The organism is Amycolatopsis sp. lyj-84, assembly GCF_046549075.1.
Lineage (GTDB): Bacteria > Actinomycetota > Actinomycetes > Mycobacteriales > Pseudonocardiaceae > Amycolatopsis.
Genome location: NZ_JAJPWO010000002.1, coordinates 865910 through 883241, shown reverse-complemented (window position 1 = coordinate 883241; position 17332 = coordinate 865910). Strand labels below are relative to the sequence as shown.

Below are 17332 nucleotides of genomic sequence, written 5' to 3'. Positions count from 1 at the left end.
CCCACGGCGCTAGACCTTCTTGTCCAGCGTCGTCTTGATCTCTTCCTCGGCGTTCGTGAACGCGGTCATCGACCGTTCGACGTTGTGCTGCATGCCCCGCAGCGCCTCGACGATGTTCGCGAACCCCTCGGACGAACCCTGCGCGCCCGGCTCGTAGTCCTTCGCGAACTCCTTGCCCGCGTCGTCGTTCCCCCAGCACTGGCCGAGCGAGTTGATCGCGGCCATCAGTTCCTTGCCCGCGTCGTCCAACTGGTCCGCGGCGATCCCCAGCTTGGCCGCGGCCGTCTTCACCGCGTCCGGATCCGCGGTGAACCCGCCACCGCCCCCACCGTTCGGCATCAGACTCCCCTGGTCAGCCAGCTCGAAGGCGGCTCTTCCTCGTCATCGTCCTGGTTCTGACGCACGCGCTTCGGAATCGGTTTCGGTGCCGGCGGTGCGGGCGGGACCGGCGGCGGAGGCGGCGGGGCGTCGTCCTTGCGCAGCAGCGGGTCCTCGAAGTCTTCGGACTTCGCGGGCGCTTTCGGCTCTTCCTCTTCCGCGAGGAAGTCCGGGATGGCCGGCATCAGCCCTTGCAGTGAAGGAGCGCCTTCGATGAGGTCCGAGAGGTCCGGCAGGCCTTCGGTGATCGGTGCCATCAGCTCGGCGACCTGCTGCTTGACCTGCAGTGATCCCTGGCGCACCAGGGTCAGCACGGTGTTGGCCAGCTGCGCGGGATTGGTGCGCTCGAAGGCGTTCGGCTGGATCTCGAGTTTGGCGAGCGTGCCCGTCGCGTCGATGGTGGCGCGGACGAGACCGTCCTGCGAGACCACCGTCGCGGACGTCTGCGAGGCGGCTTCCTGCGCGTCCCGGAGCTGGGCCGTCTGGCGCTCGAACTGTTCGAGCAGCGTGTCGACCTGGTCCTTCATGGCGGCATTGCGCGCTTCGAGGCGTGCGCTGTCGTCGCCGGCCGTCGTCACTTGAGCCCCCGCAAGTACTTGATCCCGGGCCTACGCCACCCGGTGTCGGTAAGCGTCACCCTAATGCCAACGGCGGAGCGGTATCGCTAGATCTGGCGTTTTCGCACCGCGAGAAGGTAACCGCCGGCTCCCGCCAGGTAGAGGACGGTGGCCGCGATCAGCAGTCCCGGTGAACGGCCGTCGTCAGGGATCACCGCCGCGGCCAGCGAGACCGCGGCCACCTGGGTGATGTTGAAAAGCGTGTCGTAGAGGGCGAAGACCCGTCCTCTGGCCTCGTCGGCGACGTCGATTTGGACCGACGAATCGACACAGAGCTTCAGCACCTGTCCGGCGCCGGTCACCAGGAACGCCGCGAGCAACGCGGCCGGGACCACCATCGGCAGGCCGAGCGCGGACTGCGCGATCGCCGCCAGCACCAGCGCGCCCACCACGGCACGGAGCCTGCCGAACCGCCGGATCAGCCGGGCGGTCAGCAGCCCGGCGACCAGGATCCCCGCCCCGGCGAACGCCGCCATCTGGCCCAGCCCCGCCATCCCGGCGCGGAAGATCCCGGCGTCGGTGAAGTGGTTGCGCATCAACAGCACGGTCACCAGCAGCGAGATCCCGAACGACGCGCGATGGGCGAACAGCGCGACGAACCCGGCCATGACACTGGGCGTGCGCCAAGCCGCCTTCGCGCCGTCGGACAGACCGCGGGCGACGGCGAGGGCCGGGTTCGACGGTTCGTCCACCGTCGACGGCCCGAGCAGGCCGCGTGTGAACCCCGAGGCGAGGACGGCGGCGCCGATCCCGCCGAGCGCGGCGACGGCGGTGACCCAGGCGGAACCGGCATCGTCGGCACCGGTCAGCCCCCGGAGGCCGATCGCGCAGCCGCCGCCGACGACCGCGAGCACCGAACCCCACGTCGCGGCGAAGGCGTTCGCGGCGACCACGGACTTCTCTTCGACGACGTGCGGAAGCGACGCGGACAACCCGGAACCGATGAACCGCGAGATGCCTTCGGACGCCAAGGCCAGGGAGAACAGCCCGATGCCGGCCGCTCCCGTGCCGACGGCGACGGCAGTCGCGAGGATGGTGAAGGACCGGAGGAGGCTCGCGAAGATCAGGACCTTCCGGCGGTCCCAGCGGTCGAGCAGGGCCCCCGCGAACGGTCCGACGACCGAGTACGGCAGCAGCAGTGCCGCGAACCCGCCCGCCATGGCGAGCGCGTCGGCGGCGCGTTCGGGGTTGAAGAGGACGGCTCCGGCCAGTCCGGCCTGGTACATCCCGTTGCCCCAGCGCGCGGAGAAGCGCGTGAACAGGAGGCGGCGGAAGTCTCGATCGCGAACGAACGCCCTGGTGGGCGCCGTGGCGGTGGTCGTCACACGCGGAAGCGTAGTTGGGGGTCGGTGCGCTTTGAGGTCGCCTCTCGGCGGCTATGCGCAGTGTGGCTCCAGCCGGACGGTATTCCACAAAGGCGGTTCTTCAGTGAGCCCGGGGGACACGGAAAGCGCACCGACCTGGAGTGTCCAACGGTGCTCGTGATGCTGTTGTTCCCTGGCCGGACGATTTGCCTGTGCTCGAAGTGGGATCATGGCGGACGTGCCAGCGGACGCCGAGGTCGAACCGGGAACGCTCCTGGTCGCCGCCCCCACGATGTTCGATCCCAACTTCCGGCGAACCGTCGTGTTCGTCATCGATCACCGGGACGAGGGAACGCTCGGCGTCGTGCTCAACCGGCCGAGTGACGTTCCGGTGTACGACGTGCTGCCCAACTGGGGCGGGCACGTCGCCGAACCGCAGTCGGTGTTCGTCGGCGGTCCGGTGGAGAAGAAGACCGCGTTGTGCCTGGCCGCCCTGCGGACGGGCGAGACGGCGTCCAGCGTGCCCGGCGTGATCGCCGTACGCGGCCCGGTCGCGCTGGTCGACCTCGACACCGATCCCGAGATCCTGGTCCCGAAGGTCCGCGGCGTGCGCGTCTTCGCCGGATACGCGGGCTGGGACTCGGGCCAGCTGGCGAACGAGATCGAACGCGACGACTGGCTGATCGTCCCGGCGCTGCCCAGCGACGTCCTGGCGTCGCCGAGTCACGACCTCTGGGGTCAGGTGCTGCGCCGTCAGGGCATTCCGCTGGCACTGCTGGCCACCCACCCGGGCGACCTCCAGCGCAATTAGGCGGTGGCGGTGTCGGCCTTCTTGAAGACACCGCAGGTTCCGCAGGCGCAGCCGCTGCAGCCTGCGGGAGCTTCCGGCGCGGCGGGTTCGGGCGCGGGCACCGTCGTCGCGGCGCGGTTGCCGAGCGCTCCCCCGGTCACCACCAGCGCGATCATCCCGACGACGCCGACGAACGAGGCGAGCAGCAGCCCGAACGTCGTCGGCATGACCAGCGCGGCGACTCCGGCGAGCACGGCGATCACGCCACCGGCCAGCGTCGGGAGCCCGGCGACCTTGTTGCCGAGGCGGAAGGCTTCTTCGCTGCGCATCGTGGCGGCCGTCCGCACGCCGGCGCCGCGGTCACGCGGCAGCTTCTCGCGCAGGCCGAGGAACCCACCCCAGCCGACGAGGACACCCAGCACGATCGGGACCAGCGCTATGACGAACACTCCACGAGGATAAGCGTGACGTTCCGGCAACCTGCCGGATACCCTGATCGACTGTGCTACAGGCCATGTCACGCCGAGTCCTAGCCGCAGCCCTGATCGGGGCCGTTCCCCTCACCCTGATGGCGGCACCCGCCGCCCAAGCCGAACACCGTCCGTTGCGGTTGATCGGTGAACAGATCGTCCCGAATTCGCTGCTCTACCAGGGCACCGTCGTCGGAGGACTGTCCAGCATCGACTACGACCACCGCACCGGCGAGTACGCGCTGATCTGCGACGACCGGTCCGCCGTCAACCCCGCCCGGTTCTACACGGCGAAGTTCTCCCTCGACGCCAAGGGACTCGGCCCGGTCACCTTCACCGGCACCAAGCCGCTCCTGCGGCCCGACGGCACGACGTACCCGCCGCTCGCGAAGAACGACCCGGCGCAGCCGCCGAACATGCAGACCATCGACCCCGAAGAGCTGCGTGTCGACCCCTGGACCGGTCACTATCTCTGGTCGCAGGAGGGCGAGCGGTCGGCCGCGGCGCGCATCGACCCGTCGATCCGCGAGGCGAAGCGCGACGGCTCCTACGTCCGTGACCTGCCGATCCCCGCCAACGAGAAGATGACCGAGACGGCGGGGCCGCGGCAGAACCTCGTCCTCGAAGGCCTCACCTTCGCCGGTTTCGGCTCGCTCGTCGCCAGCTCGGTGGAGGGTCCGCTGCTGCAGGACGGTCCTGAACCGACCACCACGTCGGGCGCCCTCTCGCGCATCACGCTGCAGTCGCGGTTCGGGCCGGTGCTCGCGCAGTTCGCGTACCCGCAGGACAAGGTCTTCGCGTCACCGAACCCGCCCGGAGCGTTCGCGACGACCGGCGTCTCGTCACTGCTGGCCGTCGACCAGGCCGATCCGACGCGCTTCCTGGTGATGGAGCGCGCGTTCGTCACCGGCGTCGGCAACAAGATCCGGATCTACGAGATCGACACCAAGGGCGCCACGAACATCGCGAAGACGCCTTCGCTCGGCGACGCCAAAAACGTCAAACCGGTCAAGAAGCGCCTGCTCGCGGACCTCGCGGACTTCAAGTTGTCCACTGTGGACAACGTCGAGGGGATGACCTGGGGCCCGCGTCTGCCGAATGGTGAGCGCAGTCTCGTGCTCGTCAGCGACAACAACTTCTCCGCGACGCAGGTGACCCAGTTCATCGCTCTGGCGGTCCCCTCGGAACGGCTTTGACCAGCGGGTTAAACTGGCTTCATGAACACGGCTCGGCTGCTCCTTAGCCTGCCGCGCTGACCTCGGCCGAACGGCCGGGACCAGCGCGGCGACCCCTCATGCCCTCCGGGCTGAGGGGTCGAGTTGTTTCTGGAGTGGCTTGACGTGGATGAGCACGGAGGATCGATGAACCAGGCGAGCGAAGCGCCCAGCGGCGCCGACGCGGCCCCTCAGCACCGCTACACCGCGGAGCTGGCGGGCCAGATCGAGCAGCGCTGGCAGGACTACTGGTCCGACCACGGCACCTACCACGCGCCGAACCCGGTCGGCCCGCTCGCCGACGAGAGCGGCGAGGTCCCCTCGGACAAGCTGTTCGTCCAGGACATGTTCCCTTACCCCTCGGGCGCCGGTCTGCACGTCGGGCACCCGCTGGGCTTCATCGCGACCGACGTCTTCGCGCGGTACCACCGCATGATCGGCCGCAACGTGCTGCACACGATGGGCTTCGACGCCTTCGGCCTGCCGGCCGAGCAGTACGCGGTGCGCACCGGGCAGCATCCGGCCAAGACCACCGACGAGAACATCACGACGTACCTGCGCCAGCTGCGCAGCCTGGGCCTCGGCCACGACGACCGGCGCCGGATCCGCACCACCGATCCGGAGTACTACCGCTGGACCCAGTGGATCTTCCTGCAGATCTTCAACTCCTATTACGACGTCGAGGCGGGCAAGGCCCGGCCCATCGTCGAGCTGGAGACCGAATACGCGCAGGACAAACGCCGCACGCCGGACGGCCGCAACTGGTGTGAGCTGACCCGCGCCGAGCAGCTGGAGATCATCGACTCGCACCGCCTGGTCTACATCTCCGAGGCACCGGTCAACTGGTGCCCTGGCCTTGGCACGGTGCTGTCGAACGAAGAGGTCACCTCCGACGGACGCAGTGAACGCGGCAACTTCCCGGTGTTCCGGCGCAATCTGCGGCAGTGGATGATGCGCATCACCTCCTACGCCGACCGCCTTGTCGACGACCTGGACCTGCTGGACTGGCCGGAAAAGGTCAAGTCCATGCAGCGCAACTGGATCGGCCGCTCGCACGGCGCACAGGTGAAGTTCAAGGCGGGTGAGCAGGAGATCGAGGTCTTCACCACCCGCCCGGACACGCTGTTCGGGGCGACCTATGTGGTCGTGGCGCCCGAGAACCCGCTGGTCGAGAAGCTGATCGCGGCGACATGGCCCGAAGGTGTCGACGCCAGGTGGACCGGCGATGCCGCGACTCCCGCCGACGCGATCGCCGCGTACCGCGACGTCGCGGCACGGAAGTCCGAATTGGACCGTCAGGAGAACAAGGAGAAGACCGGCGTCTTCACCGGCTCCTACGCGGTGAACCCTGCCGACGGCAGGGAGGTCCCGGTCTTCGTCGCCGACTACGTCCTGATGGGCTACGGCACCGGCGCGATCATGGCCGTCCCCGGCCAGGACACCCGCGACTGGGAATTCGCCGAGAAGTTCGGCCTGGAGATCATCCGTACCGTCGAGCCGACGGAAGGCTTCGAGGGCAAGGCGTTCACCGGCGACGGGCCCGCGATCAACTCAGGCTTCTTGGACGGAATGGCCGTCGATGAGGCCAAGAAGACGATGATCGGCTGGCTGGAGGAGCACGGCCACGGCCGCGGCACCGTCCAGTACAAACTGCGTGACTGGCTGTTCTCGCGTCAGCGCTACTGGGGTGAGCCGTTCCCGGTGGTCTACGACGAAGACGGCCAGGTCCACGCGCTGCCGGACAGCATGCTGCCGCTCGAACTGCCCGACGTCGCCGACTACTCGCCGGTGACCTTCGAGCCGGAGGACAAGGACAGCACGCCGTCCTCGCCGCTGGCGCGCGCCACCGAGTGGGTCGAGGTCGAGCTGGACCTGGGTAACGGCAAGAAGACCTATCGCCGCGACATCAACACGATGCCGAACTGGGCGGGTTCCTGCTGGTATCAGCTGCGGTACCTGGACCCGACCAACTCCGAAGCGCTCGTCGCGCCGGAGAACGAGGAATACTGGGTCGGCCCGCGTCCCGCCGAGCACGGCGTCGAAGACCCGGGCGGCACGGACCTGTACGTCGGCGGTGTCGAGCACGCGGTGCTGCACTTGCTGTATTCGCGGTTCTGGCACAAGGTTCTGTTCGACCTGGGCCATGTGTCGTCCAAGGAGCCGTACCGGAAGCTGTTCAACCAGGGTTACGTCCAGGCGTACGCGTACACCGACTCCCGCGGGTTCTACGTTCCGGCCGAAGACGTCGTGGAGAAGGACGGAAAGTTCTTCTACCAGGACGAAGAGGTCAAGCAGGAGTACGGGAAGATGGGGAAGACGCAGCGCAACGTCGTCACCCCGGACGAAATGTGCGCGTCCTACGGCGCCGACACTTTCCGCTTCTACGAGATGTCGATGGGCCCGCTGGACGTTTCGCGGCCGTGGGCGACCAAGGACGTCGTCGGCGCGCAGCGATTCTTGCAGCGCCTGTGGCGCTTGGTCGTCGACGAGGAGTCCGGCGAGCTGCGTGTGTCCACTGTGGACGCGACGGACGCCGACCGCAAGCAGCTGCACAAGGCGATCGCCGGGGTCCGCGAGGACTACGCGGAACTGCGGTTCAACACGGCGGGCGCGAAGCTGATCGAGCTGAACAACTACGTCACCAAGACCTACGGCTCGGCCGAGGCGACGCCGCGTGAACTGGTGGAGTCGCTGGTGCTGATGCTGGCGCCGCTGGCCCCGCACCTGACCGAGGAGCTGTGGAAGCGCCTGGGCCACGCGGATTCCCTGGTGCACGGGCCGTTCCCGGTCGTCGACGAGAAGTACCTGGTCGAGGACTCCGTGGAATACCCGATCCAGGTCAACGGCAAGGTGCGCTCGCGTGTCACCGTGCCCGCCGACGCGGGCAAGGACGTCGTGCAGGCGGCCGCGCTGGCCGACGAGAAGGTCGCCGCGCTGGTCGGCGACGGCACGCCGCGCAAGGTGATCGTGGTGCCGGGACGTTTGGTCAACATCGTCCTGTAGCCGCGACGGCCGCTGTGACACCTAGACCGATTTGCGCCAGCGTCGAGGGTCATGAGGCGATTCGATGGAGTTGTTCAAGGACAACGAAATCGAACGGAGAACACCGCATGACCCTCGACGGCAAGGTGGCAATGGTGACCGGCGGCAGCCGAGGGATCGGTGCCGCCACGGCGATCCGGCTCGCCGAGGACGGCGCCGACGTCGCGCTGACCTATCAGCACAACGCCGAACTCGCGGCGGGCGTCGTCGACAAGATCAAGGCGCTCGGTCGTCGAGCGCTGGCGATCCAGGCCGACAGTGCCGACGCCGCGGCCGTGGCGGCCGCGGTCGAGACGACGGTCGCCGAGTTCGGCAGGCTCGACGTGCTGGTCAACAACGCGGGTATCGGCTTCGTCGGCCCGCTCGACCAGACGAGCCTGGAGGACATCGACCGCGTGCTCGCGATCAACGTCCGCGGCGTCTACGTGGCCACGCAGGCCGCGGCGCGGCATCTCGGCGACGGCGGACGCGTGATCACCATCGGCAGCTGTGTGTCGGACCGCGTGCCCGGCCCCGGGATGTCGTTGTACGCGGTGAGCAAGACCGCGCTGCTCGGCCTGACCAAGGGCCTCGCCAGGGAACTGGGGCCGCGCGGGATCACCGTGAACATCGTCCACCCCGGCCCGACCGACACCGACATGAACCCGGCCGACGGCCCGTACGCCGCCGACCAGCGGAGCCTGACGGTGTTCGACCGTTACGGCTCGCCGTCCGAGGTGGCGGCGTCGGTGTCGTTCCTGGCACGGGCCGAAAGCAAGTACGTGACAGCCACGACCGTCTCGGTCGACGGCGGGCACGCGGCTTAGTCGGCGGTCAGGCCGATCTCCCGCGCGAGATCGGCGAGCATCGCGTCGAAGAGGACGTCCGGTTTCGAGAACGGGATCGGATAATTGCCGAAGACCTCGAGCGTGACGTGGCCGTAGAGCCGGGCCCAGAACTGGATCATCAGGTACGTCACGCCGAGGTCGAGCTTCTCGAGCGGGAACTCCGCACCGGACTCCTTGAGCACGGCCAGCAATTCCGCTTGGAACGCCGTGAGATCGTCGCGCAGCTCGGCGGGGACCACGTCGTTCGACGGCGTCACCAGATCGTGCATCGCGAGCACCCGCCCCGCCGCGGCGAGGAAGATCCGCCCGAACGGCTCGTCCAGCCTGTTCCCCGCGTCCGACGACGGCGACGCGAAGACCAGCGTGAACTCCTTGGTGTGCGCGAGCGCCCAGCGCCGGAAGCCCTTGCAGATGGCGAAAAGCTGAAGAGCGCCCTCGTCCGGCAACTGCGCGATGTCCTCGGCGAGACCGGCCGCGAGATCCGCGACCACGTCCGCGCGAAGATGCTCGACCAGATCGTCGCGTGAGCCGTAGTAGCGGTACAACGCCGGCGCCGTGATGCCGAGCTCGCGGGCGATCGCCCGCAGCGTCACGGCCTCCGGGCCCTGCTCGACCAGGAGCGCCCGCGCCGTCCGGCGGATGTCCTGATCGGTCGCAGCCCGCTCGCGACCCCTGCGGCTGGGGTTGTTCATCCGGGCATTCTAGGTGGTCAGTGCCCCATTACCGGGGATGAGCCCAGAAGGCGAGCCTGGAGCCGGGTGAGTGGCCGGAGCGCCAGGAAAATCGGTACGGCCATCCCTAGCGCGACGAAGAAGTGCACGATCCACGCCCCCACCAGCGTCGGGCCACCCCACGTGCCCTCGGGGTCGCTCCCCGACCAGAAGAGACCGTAGGTCGCGATGCGCCCGGCGAGATAGAAGAGCAGCAACGCGAGCAGGAACGCGACCGCGCTCGGACCGAAGGCCGCCACGAACCGCGGCCGTCCCCCGCCGTGCTCCCCGAGCCAGCGCCGCGCGAGCCCACGCTGAACCTTCGCGCCGCCGAGGTAACCCGGCAGTGCGAGAAGCGCGTAGATCGCGCGTTTCCAGTCCGAAATCGTCATGTTCAGCACGTTATGAGCCGCTGACCTGGGCGAACACCGGGCTGGCCGCCGACCCCGGGTAGGGAAAACCGGAGAGCGGCTGTCAGACTCTCGTGCCCGTGACCACCGTGACGCCGTCGACCGGCTACGAAGGGGTTCCCGCGGTTCGCAAACCGTCTCCGCTCAGGATCGCCGGCCTCGCCGTGATCGTCGTGCTGGTGTTCCTGGGTGCGTGGACCGCAGTCGCCCAAGGCACCAGCAGACTCGGCCCCGAACGGCCCGGCCCCGCCCGAGCGCTGGCGTATGCGATGTCGTGCGACGAAGTCGGCCCGATCAGCCGAGGCGGACTCGGCTACTACTGGATGTGCACCGCCGAGGTCGATACCAACGTGAGCGGGAAATACGACGAGCTGAAGACCGTCCGCTTCGGACTTAACGAACTCACTCCGGCCGACATCGGGAAACCGGTCAAGGTGATCGGCTCCAAGGGGAAGTACCGGCGAGACGTGGAACGGCAAGTGCCGTGGTGGGCTTTCGCGCCGATCGTGGCAGCTGTCGTGGGCGCAGGGCTATGGGCCCACCAAGCGAGGCAGCGCCGTTTTCGCCGACCTTTGAAGCCCCGCGATCCCGATGCAGTCATCGCCCCGGCTGTCTGCGTTCGCCCGCTCGGGACCCCCGGTGCTTCTCGGTCCGGAGACCACGTCATCTTGCCGAACGACTGGTCGAGTGCGAAATTCTGGCGAGTGACCGGGGCGATCTGGACGCTGGCCGCCGTCTCCGGCGCCGCCTCGTTCGTGCTGCCGAGCGGAGATCCGCAAAACGCCACCAGGGCCTTCGCGTTGGTCGGGTCGCTCGCGCCGCTCTGGGTGATGGGAGCCACTCCCCGCTGGCTCGGCAGGGTGTCTCACCGGACGGAGCTCACCGTGTCGAGGACCAACGGAATCGGCTGGCAGCGCCGGGACAAGCTCGGCTTCATGCTCAGCTGGAACGACATCGCCGAAGTCAGGCTGGTCACCCTGACCGACGGTGATCTGATCCTCCGCGTCGTCGACATCTATCCGATCGACCCTGACCGCCGTCCCGACCTGCAGAGCCTGTGGGAACTCGGCGCCGAACTGGGACAGCGGAGTCTTCCGCCCGCCCGAGGTGCCCATCGCATTCCCGAAGCACTCTCCGACGCGGCGGCCGACAAGCTGCGCACGGCCATGACCACGGTCTTTCCGGAACGGTTCTCCGAGTATTCGGCCCAGGTGTCGTGACACTGTGGCGGTCCGCACGAACGGTCGCCGATCCGTGTGAAAGCTCCCCGGCCGCCGGACCCATATGCCACACTCGGTCGCCGAATGGCTACGACGTGAACAGGGGAGGTTCGCGTGTCGAACCCTGAGCAGCTCTTCGCTGATTTCGAGGCCAAGCTGGCCGACGCCCAGCGGAAAGCGAATCAGATGCGCACCGAGATCGAAAGCGTCTCGGTGTCGGAACGCAGCAAGGACGGCCAGATCTCCGTCAAGGTCAACCACGCGGGAAACCTGGTGGGCCTGGAAATCGGTCCGTCGGTCCGGGACAACCCCGCGCTCGCGCAGGAGATCCTCCGTGTCGTCCAAAGCGCGCAGAGCAAACTGGCGGACGCGATGCAGACCGGCGTCCCGTCCATCGCGGGCAGCGAGACCATGAACGAGCTGGTCAACCAGCTGCACAACGAGTACCCGGAACCCGAGCCGACGGGCTACGTCGAGGGCGGCCACCGGACGGTGGACGAGGACGACCGCTTCGTCGCCGAAGACGAACTCGACGCTCCTCCGCCCCCGCCTGCTCCTAAGCCGCCCGTGCCGCCCGCTTCGCCTGCGCCGCCTCGTGCCGCGCGGCGGCAGCAGACGGATCACGAGGACGACTACTTCACCGGCGGCGACTTCCTGCGCTGAGCGGGTACTTGAGGGAGGGGAACTGTGAATCAGCCACAAGGCGGTGAAGGCTTCAGGGTCAATCCCGCCGAACTCGCCACACATCGCAACACGATCGATTACCTGGGACAACGAGTCGCGATGACCGGGTCCGCCGCGGACGCGGCCATGGGTGATGAAGCCTTCGGCCTGGTCGGAATCCCGCTCGCCGCGATCTGCGCCACCGTCCAGAGCCTGGCGCGGAGCGCGATCGAGTCGGCCGTCGAAGCTTCCGCCGACCATGCCGATCGTGTGCATACCTGGCAACAGAGGAAGCAAATGCAGGAGGACGAGTTCAAGAGCCTCTTCAAGGTGGAGGACTGACCGATGGCAGAAACCCCCGTCGCGGCTCCGGGCCCGAACCCGCTGATCAAGACAGACGCCGCGCAGGACGAGAGCTCGCTCGAAGGCGCGGGAATCCTCCAGGACTTCTGGGACACCGGTGCCAAGATCGCGAGTGGTGACTGGGCGGAAGGGTTGGCGAACCTCGCCAACGGGGCGATGGGCCTGGCCGATCTCGTCGCCGATCCCATCGGGACTCTGGCGGCGTCGGCGTTCGGTTGGATCATCGAGCACGTCCCGTTCCTCCGTGAGCCGCTCGACTGGCTGGTCGGTGATCAGGTCGCCTTGGACAACATGATCGGGACCTGGGAGAACATCGGCAAAGAACTCGAGTCCGTCAGCGAAGACCTGGGTAAGGCTGTCGACCGCGAGAGCGCGAATTGGACCGGTGAAGCTGCGGACGCCTATCGGGCCTTCGCCAAAAATCGAGCCAATCTGTACGCGGGTATCGCCTCGGGTGCGAATTCCATCGGGACACTGGTCAGCGTCTGCAAGATGATTCTCGCGGTCGTGCGAACCATCGTCCGCGACTTGATTTCTGAGTGTCTCGGGAAGCTCGTGAGCATCGCGATGCGTTACCCCGGGCCGGCGATGCCCGCCGGTATCGCCGCCGAGGGGACACCGAAGGCCATCAGCTACGCGAACAGGTGCGTCGGTTGGATCAAAAAGCTGACCAAGGCGTTCGACAAGGCGAAGGGCCTCTTCAAACGTCTCACGGATGGCTTCGACAAGATCAAGGACGCCCTGACTCCGAAGGCATTGAAGAAGTTCACCGGTGGCGGGAAGAAGGCAGCCGATGCCGCCGGGGAGAGCAAGACCTTTGCCACCAAGGTCGCTGAGGCGCGAGCTGACCTCCCAGAGTCTCGCAAGCACATCTTTGCGCTCGAAGACACCGCAAAGAAAAAGGGTCTCGCCGAGAATTTATCTCAGGTGAAGGACAACGTCGTCGACAGGATCAAGGACGAATACGGCAAGGACTTCCAAGAAAACCTGGTAAAGGAGAAGCGGAAATTCTACGGGAAGATGGCCGATGGTGTGATCGGTGGTTCTGATGAAGAGCCTCCGAGCCAAAAAGCTCAGCCTCCCGCAGGATTCGTCGGGCCCTACAGCGCCGGCGGAGCTCCGCAGAGCGCATCGGGGCCCGTTGACGGGAAGGTTGCGGCTGAGGGCGCCGATGATGAGTCGCCGATTTTCGACCAGCCCGGAAGAAACCGAATTTCCGGCTCGTTGTGATCTTCGGAAACCGGAAGGAACGGCAAGTGACCGACGAGCGGTTGGTGATCTCGCGAACGCCGGAGGTCTTCGGTCATCTGGTGCTCGTAGTTCTCTTCGGCACGCTGACCGTTGTCATGGCGTTCGCGGTGTTCAGCGACTATCAGCTGGCGGTGCGCATAGTCGGTGGTGTTCTCTGTGCCGTCTTCATCTACTGCGGCAGCATCGAGTTCCGCAACTACCGGACGCCACCCCCTGCTGATGAGCTGGTCATCGAAGCGAACGGCATCACCCGGATCGCCAATGGACTGGTCAGCTGGACTGCCCCGTGGGGAGACATCGAGAAGGCGTTCCTGAGTCTCAAGTTCCGCGAGTACACGCATCGCAGACCAGGAACAGATCAGTTCACGCTCGTTCTTCGACCTGGCCCGGATTTCGACGCTCGATCGACAGGTTTCACCCGAGAGCCGGATGGCGACCTCCAGGTCTCAGACGTCGACCTCAGTCCGCGTGAGGCCGAGGAGTTGCTCCCTGTGCTGGTGCGCCATGTCGAGGTCGAGATCGAGGACGACAACAGCGCCGTGGCGGTAAGGCCTGACGAACCCATCGTCGACGCGGCACGAGACGAGGAACTGGTCGTCGAGGACGACGTGGTGAAGATTCACGTCAATGGCTGGGACAAGCGGAAGCTGAAGGCCTTCAACCTCTGTTCGTTGATGATCGAGGTGTGCTGTCTAGTGGTCGCAGCCGCCACCGATGTCACAGTCGTGCGGGTTGGCGCGTTCGTGATCCTCTTCGCTCTCTTCGTGGTGACGTTGGTGGTTGATGGGTTCGAGAGCGAGACGCACAAGAAGGAACGGAAGGCAGTACTCGAGCTCGGGCCGCGCGGATTTTTCCTGCGGACCTACGGCTCTGTCGTGGGTGTGTGGTGGCATGAGATCGATGCCGTGCGATGGGGTATCGACGACCAACGCAGGTATTTGGAATTTCTTCCCGCCTCGGAGGCATTCCGGATCCGTCATCCGCACCTGGCGAGCCTGACCAGACGTGACCGGTACGACGAAGAGTCCGACGTCCTCGAGGGTGGTTGGTACCGGTTGGCGGAGCCGTTCACGGCCAACGCCCGGCGTGAGTTCGAGGTCGCCATGCGGACAGCGCGAGAAGTGGAGTTCCGGGAAACGGCCGTAGCGGGCTGAGGCGCCCGTCGAAACGGGGCGCCGCCGGCGCCGATCACTCGGGGGGCTACGTGATCGACGCCGGCGACCCGATGCCCTGGTCCCGGCTTTCGCCGGGATCGGGGCAACGTCACCGCGTGAACGCGGCAACGCATCTCAAGAGCGGGCGTGATCGCCGAAGTGACGCCCGGAGGAAGGTTATCCCCCGAAAGAGTGACGGCGTTCCGCTGCTCGCCTGATTGTCGCACTACGCACCAGGAAAGTTACAAAGTTCTTCACATCTTCGCCGGGAGAAGGGTCATGACCGGACAACCACTGGTCATGGCAAGGTTCCCTCCATGACTTCTCAGGTGCTGGTCATCGGGTCCGCCAATGCCGATCTCGTGGTCCCGGTCGACCGGCGACCCGGTGGTGGCGAAACCGTACTCGGTGGCGACACGACCTTGTCGCCGGGTGGCAAAGGCGCCAACACCGCGGTCGCGGCAGCGCGGCTCGGGGCCGACGTCGCGCTGCTCGGGGCGGTCGGCGACGACCCGTACGGCGAGCTGCTCAAGCGCTCGCTGGCCGAGTCCGGGGTGAACACGGCCTCGGTGCGCACCAGCGAACGTCCTACCGGGATCGCGTACATCACGGTCACGCCCGACGGCGAGAACTCGATTCTCGTCTCGCCCGGCGCCAACTCCGGTTTGCGGCCCGAGGACGTCGATCTCGACGGCGCCGAGATCGTGGTGCTGTCGCTGGAGATTCCACTCGAAACCGTCGAGCACGCCGTGGCGAAGGCGGCTGAGGCCGGAGTGCGGACGCTTCTGAACCTGTCGCCGGCGGCCGAACTCTCCGCGAAGACGCTCCAGCGTCTCGACGTCCTTTTGGTCAATGAGCACGAGGCGGCGTTCCTCCTCGGTGGCGAGGCTGACTTTCCCCGGCTGCTCGACCTCGGTCCGAAGGCCGCCGTCGTGACACTCGGCGCGAAGGGGGCGGCGGTGGTGACCGCGGACGGGGTCACCGAGGTTTCGTCGCCGAAGGTCGAGGCCGTCGACACCACGGGCGCGGGTGACGCTTTCGCGGGCGCGCTCGCCACGGCGCTCGCGAAGGGTGAGGAGCTGGCCGACGCGGCGCGCCGGGCGGTGAAGGTGGCGGCGATCACCGTGACCCGCCAGGGCGCGCAGCCTTCGTATCCGACGGCATCCGAACTGGAATGATGTGTTTTTCTGTGTTGTGCTGTTGCCTATGAGCCAGGTCACGCCCCCTATGAGATATGGTCTAGACCATGCCGTCTGAGTCATTGACCGGGGTCGCCGTCAGTCCCGGCCGCGCGAGCGGTCCTGTCGTCCGAGTCGCCGAACCCCTCGGCGAGCCCGCGAGTAAACCGGCACCGGCCGATCCCGCCGCCGAGGCCGCCCGGATCGCCCCGGCCGCGCAGATCGTGGCGGCCCGGCTCGAGAAGCAGGCCGAGACCGCGACCGGCGAGGCCGCGACGATTCTCATCACGACCGCGGCCATGGCGGCCGACCCGGCGCTCGTCTCTTCGGCGGAGCAGCTGGTCAAGACTCAGAACCTGCCTGCCCCGCGTGCGGTCTACCAGGCGGCGGGGAAGTTCGCCGACGCGCTCGCCGCAGCGGGCGGCTACATGGCCGAGCGAGCCCGCGACGTCCTGGACGTGCGCGACAGGCTTGTCGCCGAACTGCTCGGCATCGCGCCTCCGGGCGTTCCCGACTTGGATTCGCCGAGCGTGCTCGTCGCGCGCGACCTCGCGCCCGCCGACACCGCCGGGCTCGACCCGGACAAGGTGCTCGCGCTCGTCACCGAAGAAGGTGGCCCCACCAGTCACACCGCGATCCTCGCGCGCGCGCTCGGCATTCCGGCCGTCGTCGCGGTCCGCGGGCTTCTCGCGCTCGACGCGCAAGCGCTTGCGGTGGACGGTGACACCGGTGTGGTCGAGGTCGCCGACCCCGGCGCCGAGATCGTCACGGCTGCCAAGACCGGCGCGATCGAGTGGGACGGCACCGGCGCGACCGCCGACGGCCATCGGGTGAAGGTGCTCGGCAACGTCGGTTCCGCCACCGACGCCCAGGCCGCGGCCGAGGCCGGAGCCGAAGGTGTCGGTCTCTTCCGCACCGAGTTCTGCTACCTCGACGCTTCCGCCGAGCCGAGCGTCGAGGAACAGCGCAAGGCCTACACCGCCGTGCTCTCGCCGTTCCGCGGCAAGCCGGTCATCGTCCGCACCCTCGACGCGGGTGCCGACAAGCCTCTCGCCTTCCTGGAGCCCGAGGCCGAGCCCAACCCGGCTCTCGGCGTACGCGGGCTTCGCGTCGCCTTCGACCGGCCCGAGATCCTCGACCGTCAGCTCGAGGCCATCGCGGGTGCCGCGCAGGATTCCGGTGCCGAGGTGTCGGTGATGGCGCCGATGGTCGCCACCGCCGCCGAGGCCGCGTGGTTCGCCGAGCGGGCCCGTGCCGCCGGTATCGCCCGCGCGGGTGTGATGATCGAGATCCCGGCCGCCGCGCTGACCGCCCGCGAGATCCTCGACGCGGTCGACTTCGTCTCCGTCGGCACCAACGACCTCGCGCAGTACACCTTCGCCGCGGATCGCCAGCTCGGCGCGGTCGCCAAGCTCAACGACCCGTGGCAGCCCGGGCTGCTGCGCCTGCTCAAGGTCATCGGCCAGGCCGCCAAGGACACCGGCAAGCCCGCCGGGGTCTGCGGCGAGGCCGCCGCCGACCCGAGGCTCGCGCTGGTGCTGGCCGGGCTCGGCCTGACCAGCCTCTCGATGAACGCGCCCGCCGTGCGCGCGGTGGGCGCGAGCCTGGCCGCCACGACGCTGGCCGAATGCGAGGAACTCGCCGCGGCCGCGCTGGCCACGGCGGACCCCGTCGAGGCGAGGGCAGCCGCAGCCAAGCGATAGCAAAGGTCCCTTGCTTCCCTGGTGGTGATCTTCGGTCA

17 protein-coding genes are annotated in these 17332 nt (G+C 67.6%); 11 read left to right on the top strand and 6 right to left on the bottom strand.

Going from position 1 to position 17332, the window contains the following annotated elements:
• Nucleotides 1–9: 9 nt before the first annotated feature.
• The 3 genes from ACLJRM_RS09250 to ACLJRM_RS09240 all read right to left on the bottom strand — a co-directional run bounded on the left by ACLJRM_RS09250 (nucleotide 10) and on the right by ACLJRM_RS09240 (nucleotide 2320).
• Nucleotides 10–339, bottom strand: coding sequence for a WXG100 family type VII secretion target (locus ACLJRM_RS09250; RefSeq protein ID WP_101611551.1), 330 nt, complete (start codon nucleotides 337–339; stop codon nucleotides 10–12).
• Complete coding sequence (locus ACLJRM_RS09245) at nucleotides 339–956, bottom strand: YbaB/EbfC family nucleoid-associated protein (RefSeq protein ID WP_410601533.1); 618 nt, start codon at nucleotides 954–956, stop codon at nucleotides 339–341. Before ACLJRM_RS09245 ends, ACLJRM_RS09250 begins: the two co-directional genes overlap by 1 nt.
• 86 nt (nucleotides 957–1042) lie before the next feature.
• Nucleotides 1043–2320 (bottom strand): MFS transporter, encoded by a 1278-nt coding sequence (locus ACLJRM_RS09240; protein ID WP_410662766.1) that lies wholly within the window; start codon nucleotides 2318–2320, stop codon nucleotides 1043–1045.
• Nucleotides 2321–2528: 208 nt separating this feature from the next.
• On the opposite strand from ACLJRM_RS09240, the gene ACLJRM_RS09235 reads away from it, so the two are divergent.
• Nucleotides 2529–3110: a YqgE/AlgH family protein gene (locus tag ACLJRM_RS09235; RefSeq protein WP_168214453.1), complete on the top strand. Its 582-nt coding sequence runs from the start codon at nucleotides 2529–2531 to the stop codon at nucleotides 3108–3110.
• Here the strand turns inward: ACLJRM_RS09235 and ACLJRM_RS09230 are convergent.
• A complete protein-coding gene (locus ACLJRM_RS09230) occupies nucleotides 3107–3538 on the bottom strand; it encodes an SdpI family protein (RefSeq protein WP_101611549.1) in 432 nt (143 codons plus the stop codon). The two genes, ACLJRM_RS09235 and ACLJRM_RS09230, sit on opposite strands and share 4 nt — an antisense overlap.
• Nucleotides 3539–3603: 65 nt before the next feature.
• On the opposite strand from ACLJRM_RS09230, the gene ACLJRM_RS09225 reads away from it, so the two are divergent.
• The 3 genes from ACLJRM_RS09225 to ACLJRM_RS09215 all read left to right on the top strand — a co-directional run bounded on the left by ACLJRM_RS09225 (nucleotide 3604) and on the right by ACLJRM_RS09215 (nucleotide 8621).
• Nucleotides 3604–4755: an esterase-like activity of phytase family protein gene (locus ACLJRM_RS09225; protein ID WP_410662765.1), complete on the top strand. Its 1152-nt coding sequence runs from the start codon at nucleotides 3604–3606 to the stop codon at nucleotides 4753–4755.
• A 165-nt stretch (nucleotides 4756–4920) separates the two neighbouring features.
• A complete protein-coding gene (gene leuS / locus ACLJRM_RS09220) occupies nucleotides 4921–7776 on the top strand; it encodes a leucine--tRNA ligase (RefSeq protein ID WP_410662764.1) in 2856 nt (951 codons plus the stop codon).
• A gap of 107 nt (nucleotides 7777–7883) precedes the next feature.
• On the top strand, nucleotides 7884–8621 hold the full coding sequence (locus tag ACLJRM_RS09215; protein ID WP_101611546.1) for an SDR family oxidoreductase: 738 nt from the start codon (nucleotides 7884–7886) through the stop codon (nucleotides 8619–8621).
• Here ACLJRM_RS09215 and ACLJRM_RS09210 read toward each other — a convergent pair.
• Together ACLJRM_RS09210 and ACLJRM_RS09205 are read right to left on the bottom strand one after the other, a co-directional pair.
• On the bottom strand, nucleotides 8618–9334 hold the full coding sequence (locus ACLJRM_RS09210; protein WP_101611545.1) for a TetR/AcrR family transcriptional regulator: 717 nt from the start codon (nucleotides 9332–9334) through the stop codon (nucleotides 8618–8620). The genes ACLJRM_RS09215 and ACLJRM_RS09210 overlap by 4 nt on opposite strands.
• Nucleotides 9335–9351: 17 nt before the next feature.
• Nucleotides 9352–9744, bottom strand: a complete 393-nt coding sequence (locus tag ACLJRM_RS09205) for a hypothetical protein (protein WP_410662763.1) — start codon at nucleotides 9742–9744, stop codon at nucleotides 9352–9354.
• Between the two features lie 98 nt (nucleotides 9745–9842).
• Here ACLJRM_RS09205 and ACLJRM_RS09200 point away from each other — a divergent pair, with 98 nt between their 5' ends.
• The 7 genes from ACLJRM_RS09200 to ptsP all read left to right on the top strand — a co-directional run bounded on the left by ACLJRM_RS09200 (nucleotide 9843) and on the right by ptsP (nucleotide 17294).
• Nucleotides 9843–10982 carry a DUF6346 domain-containing protein gene (locus ACLJRM_RS09200; protein WP_410662762.1) on the top strand — a complete coding sequence of 380 codons (1140 nt, stop codon included), beginning with the start codon at nucleotides 9843–9845 and terminating at the stop codon, nucleotides 10980–10982.
• 114 nt (nucleotides 10983–11096) lie between these two features.
• Nucleotides 11097–11645 carry a YbaB/EbfC family nucleoid-associated protein gene (locus tag ACLJRM_RS09195; protein WP_410662761.1) on the top strand — a complete coding sequence of 183 codons (549 nt, stop codon included), beginning with the start codon at nucleotides 11097–11099 and terminating at the stop codon, nucleotides 11643–11645.
• Nucleotides 11646–11669: 24 nt separating this feature from the next.
• Entirely contained in the window at nucleotides 11670–11987 is a 318-nt protein-coding gene (locus ACLJRM_RS09190; RefSeq protein ID WP_410662760.1) for a hypothetical protein, read from the top strand.
• Nucleotides 11988–11990: 3 nt separating this feature from the next.
• On the top strand, nucleotides 11991–13238 hold the full coding sequence (locus ACLJRM_RS09185) for a WXG100 family type VII secretion target (protein ID WP_410662759.1): 1248 nt from the start codon (nucleotides 11991–11993) through the stop codon (nucleotides 13236–13238).
• 26 nt (nucleotides 13239–13264) lie between these two features.
• Complete coding sequence (locus tag ACLJRM_RS09180; RefSeq protein ID WP_410662758.1) at nucleotides 13265–14413, top strand: hypothetical protein; 1149 nt, start codon at nucleotides 13265–13267, stop codon at nucleotides 14411–14413.
• 317 nt (nucleotides 14414–14730) lie between these two features.
• The gene (locus ACLJRM_RS09175; RefSeq protein ID WP_101611540.1) at nucleotides 14731–15591 is read left to right on the top strand and encodes a ribokinase; all 861 of its coding nucleotides are present in this window, start codon (nucleotides 14731–14733) and stop codon (nucleotides 15589–15591) included.
• A gap of 68 nt (nucleotides 15592–15659) precedes the next feature.
• Nucleotides 15660–17294, top strand: a complete 1635-nt coding sequence (ptsP, locus tag ACLJRM_RS09170; protein WP_410662757.1) for a phosphoenolpyruvate--protein phosphotransferase — start codon at nucleotides 15660–15662, stop codon at nucleotides 17292–17294.
• Nucleotides 17295–17332 lie beyond the last annotated feature (38 nt).

Bases quoted from the DNA above. Each gene is read 5' to 3' on its own strand.
- ACLJRM_RS09250 (WP_101611551.1), bottom strand. From the start codon at position 339: ATGCCGAACGGTGGGGGCGGTGGCGGGTTCACCGCGGATCCGGACGCG.
- ACLJRM_RS09235 (WP_168214453.1), top strand. From the start codon at position 2,529: ATGGCGGACGTGCCAGCGGACGCCGAGGTCGAACCGGGAACGCTCCTG.
- ACLJRM_RS09225 (WP_410662765.1), top strand. From the start codon at position 3,604: ATGTCACGCCGAGTCCTAGCCGCAGCCCTGATCGGGGCCGTTCCCCTC.
- leuS (WP_410662764.1), top strand. From the start codon at position 4,921: ATGAACCAGGCGAGCGAAGCGCCCAGCGGCGCCGACGCGGCCCCTCAG.
- ACLJRM_RS09215 (WP_101611546.1), top strand. From the start codon at position 7,884: ATGACCCTCGACGGCAAGGTGGCAATGGTGACCGGCGGCAGCCGAGGG.
- ACLJRM_RS09210 (WP_101611545.1), bottom strand. From the start codon at position 9,334: ATGAACAACCCCAGCCGCAGGGGTCGCGAGCGGGCTGCGACCGATCAG.
- ACLJRM_RS09205 (WP_410662763.1), bottom strand. From the start codon at position 9,744: ATGACGATTTCGGACTGGAAACGCGCGATCTACGCGCTTCTCGCACTG.
- ACLJRM_RS09185 (WP_410662759.1), top strand. From the start codon at position 11,991: ATGGCAGAAACCCCCGTCGCGGCTCCGGGCCCGAACCCGCTGATCAAG.
- ACLJRM_RS09175 (WP_101611540.1), top strand. From the start codon at position 14,731: ATGACTTCTCAGGTGCTGGTCATCGGGTCCGCCAATGCCGATCTCGTG.
- ptsP (WP_410662757.1), top strand. From the start codon at position 15,660: ATGCCGTCTGAGTCATTGACCGGGGTCGCCGTCAGTCCCGGCCGCGCG.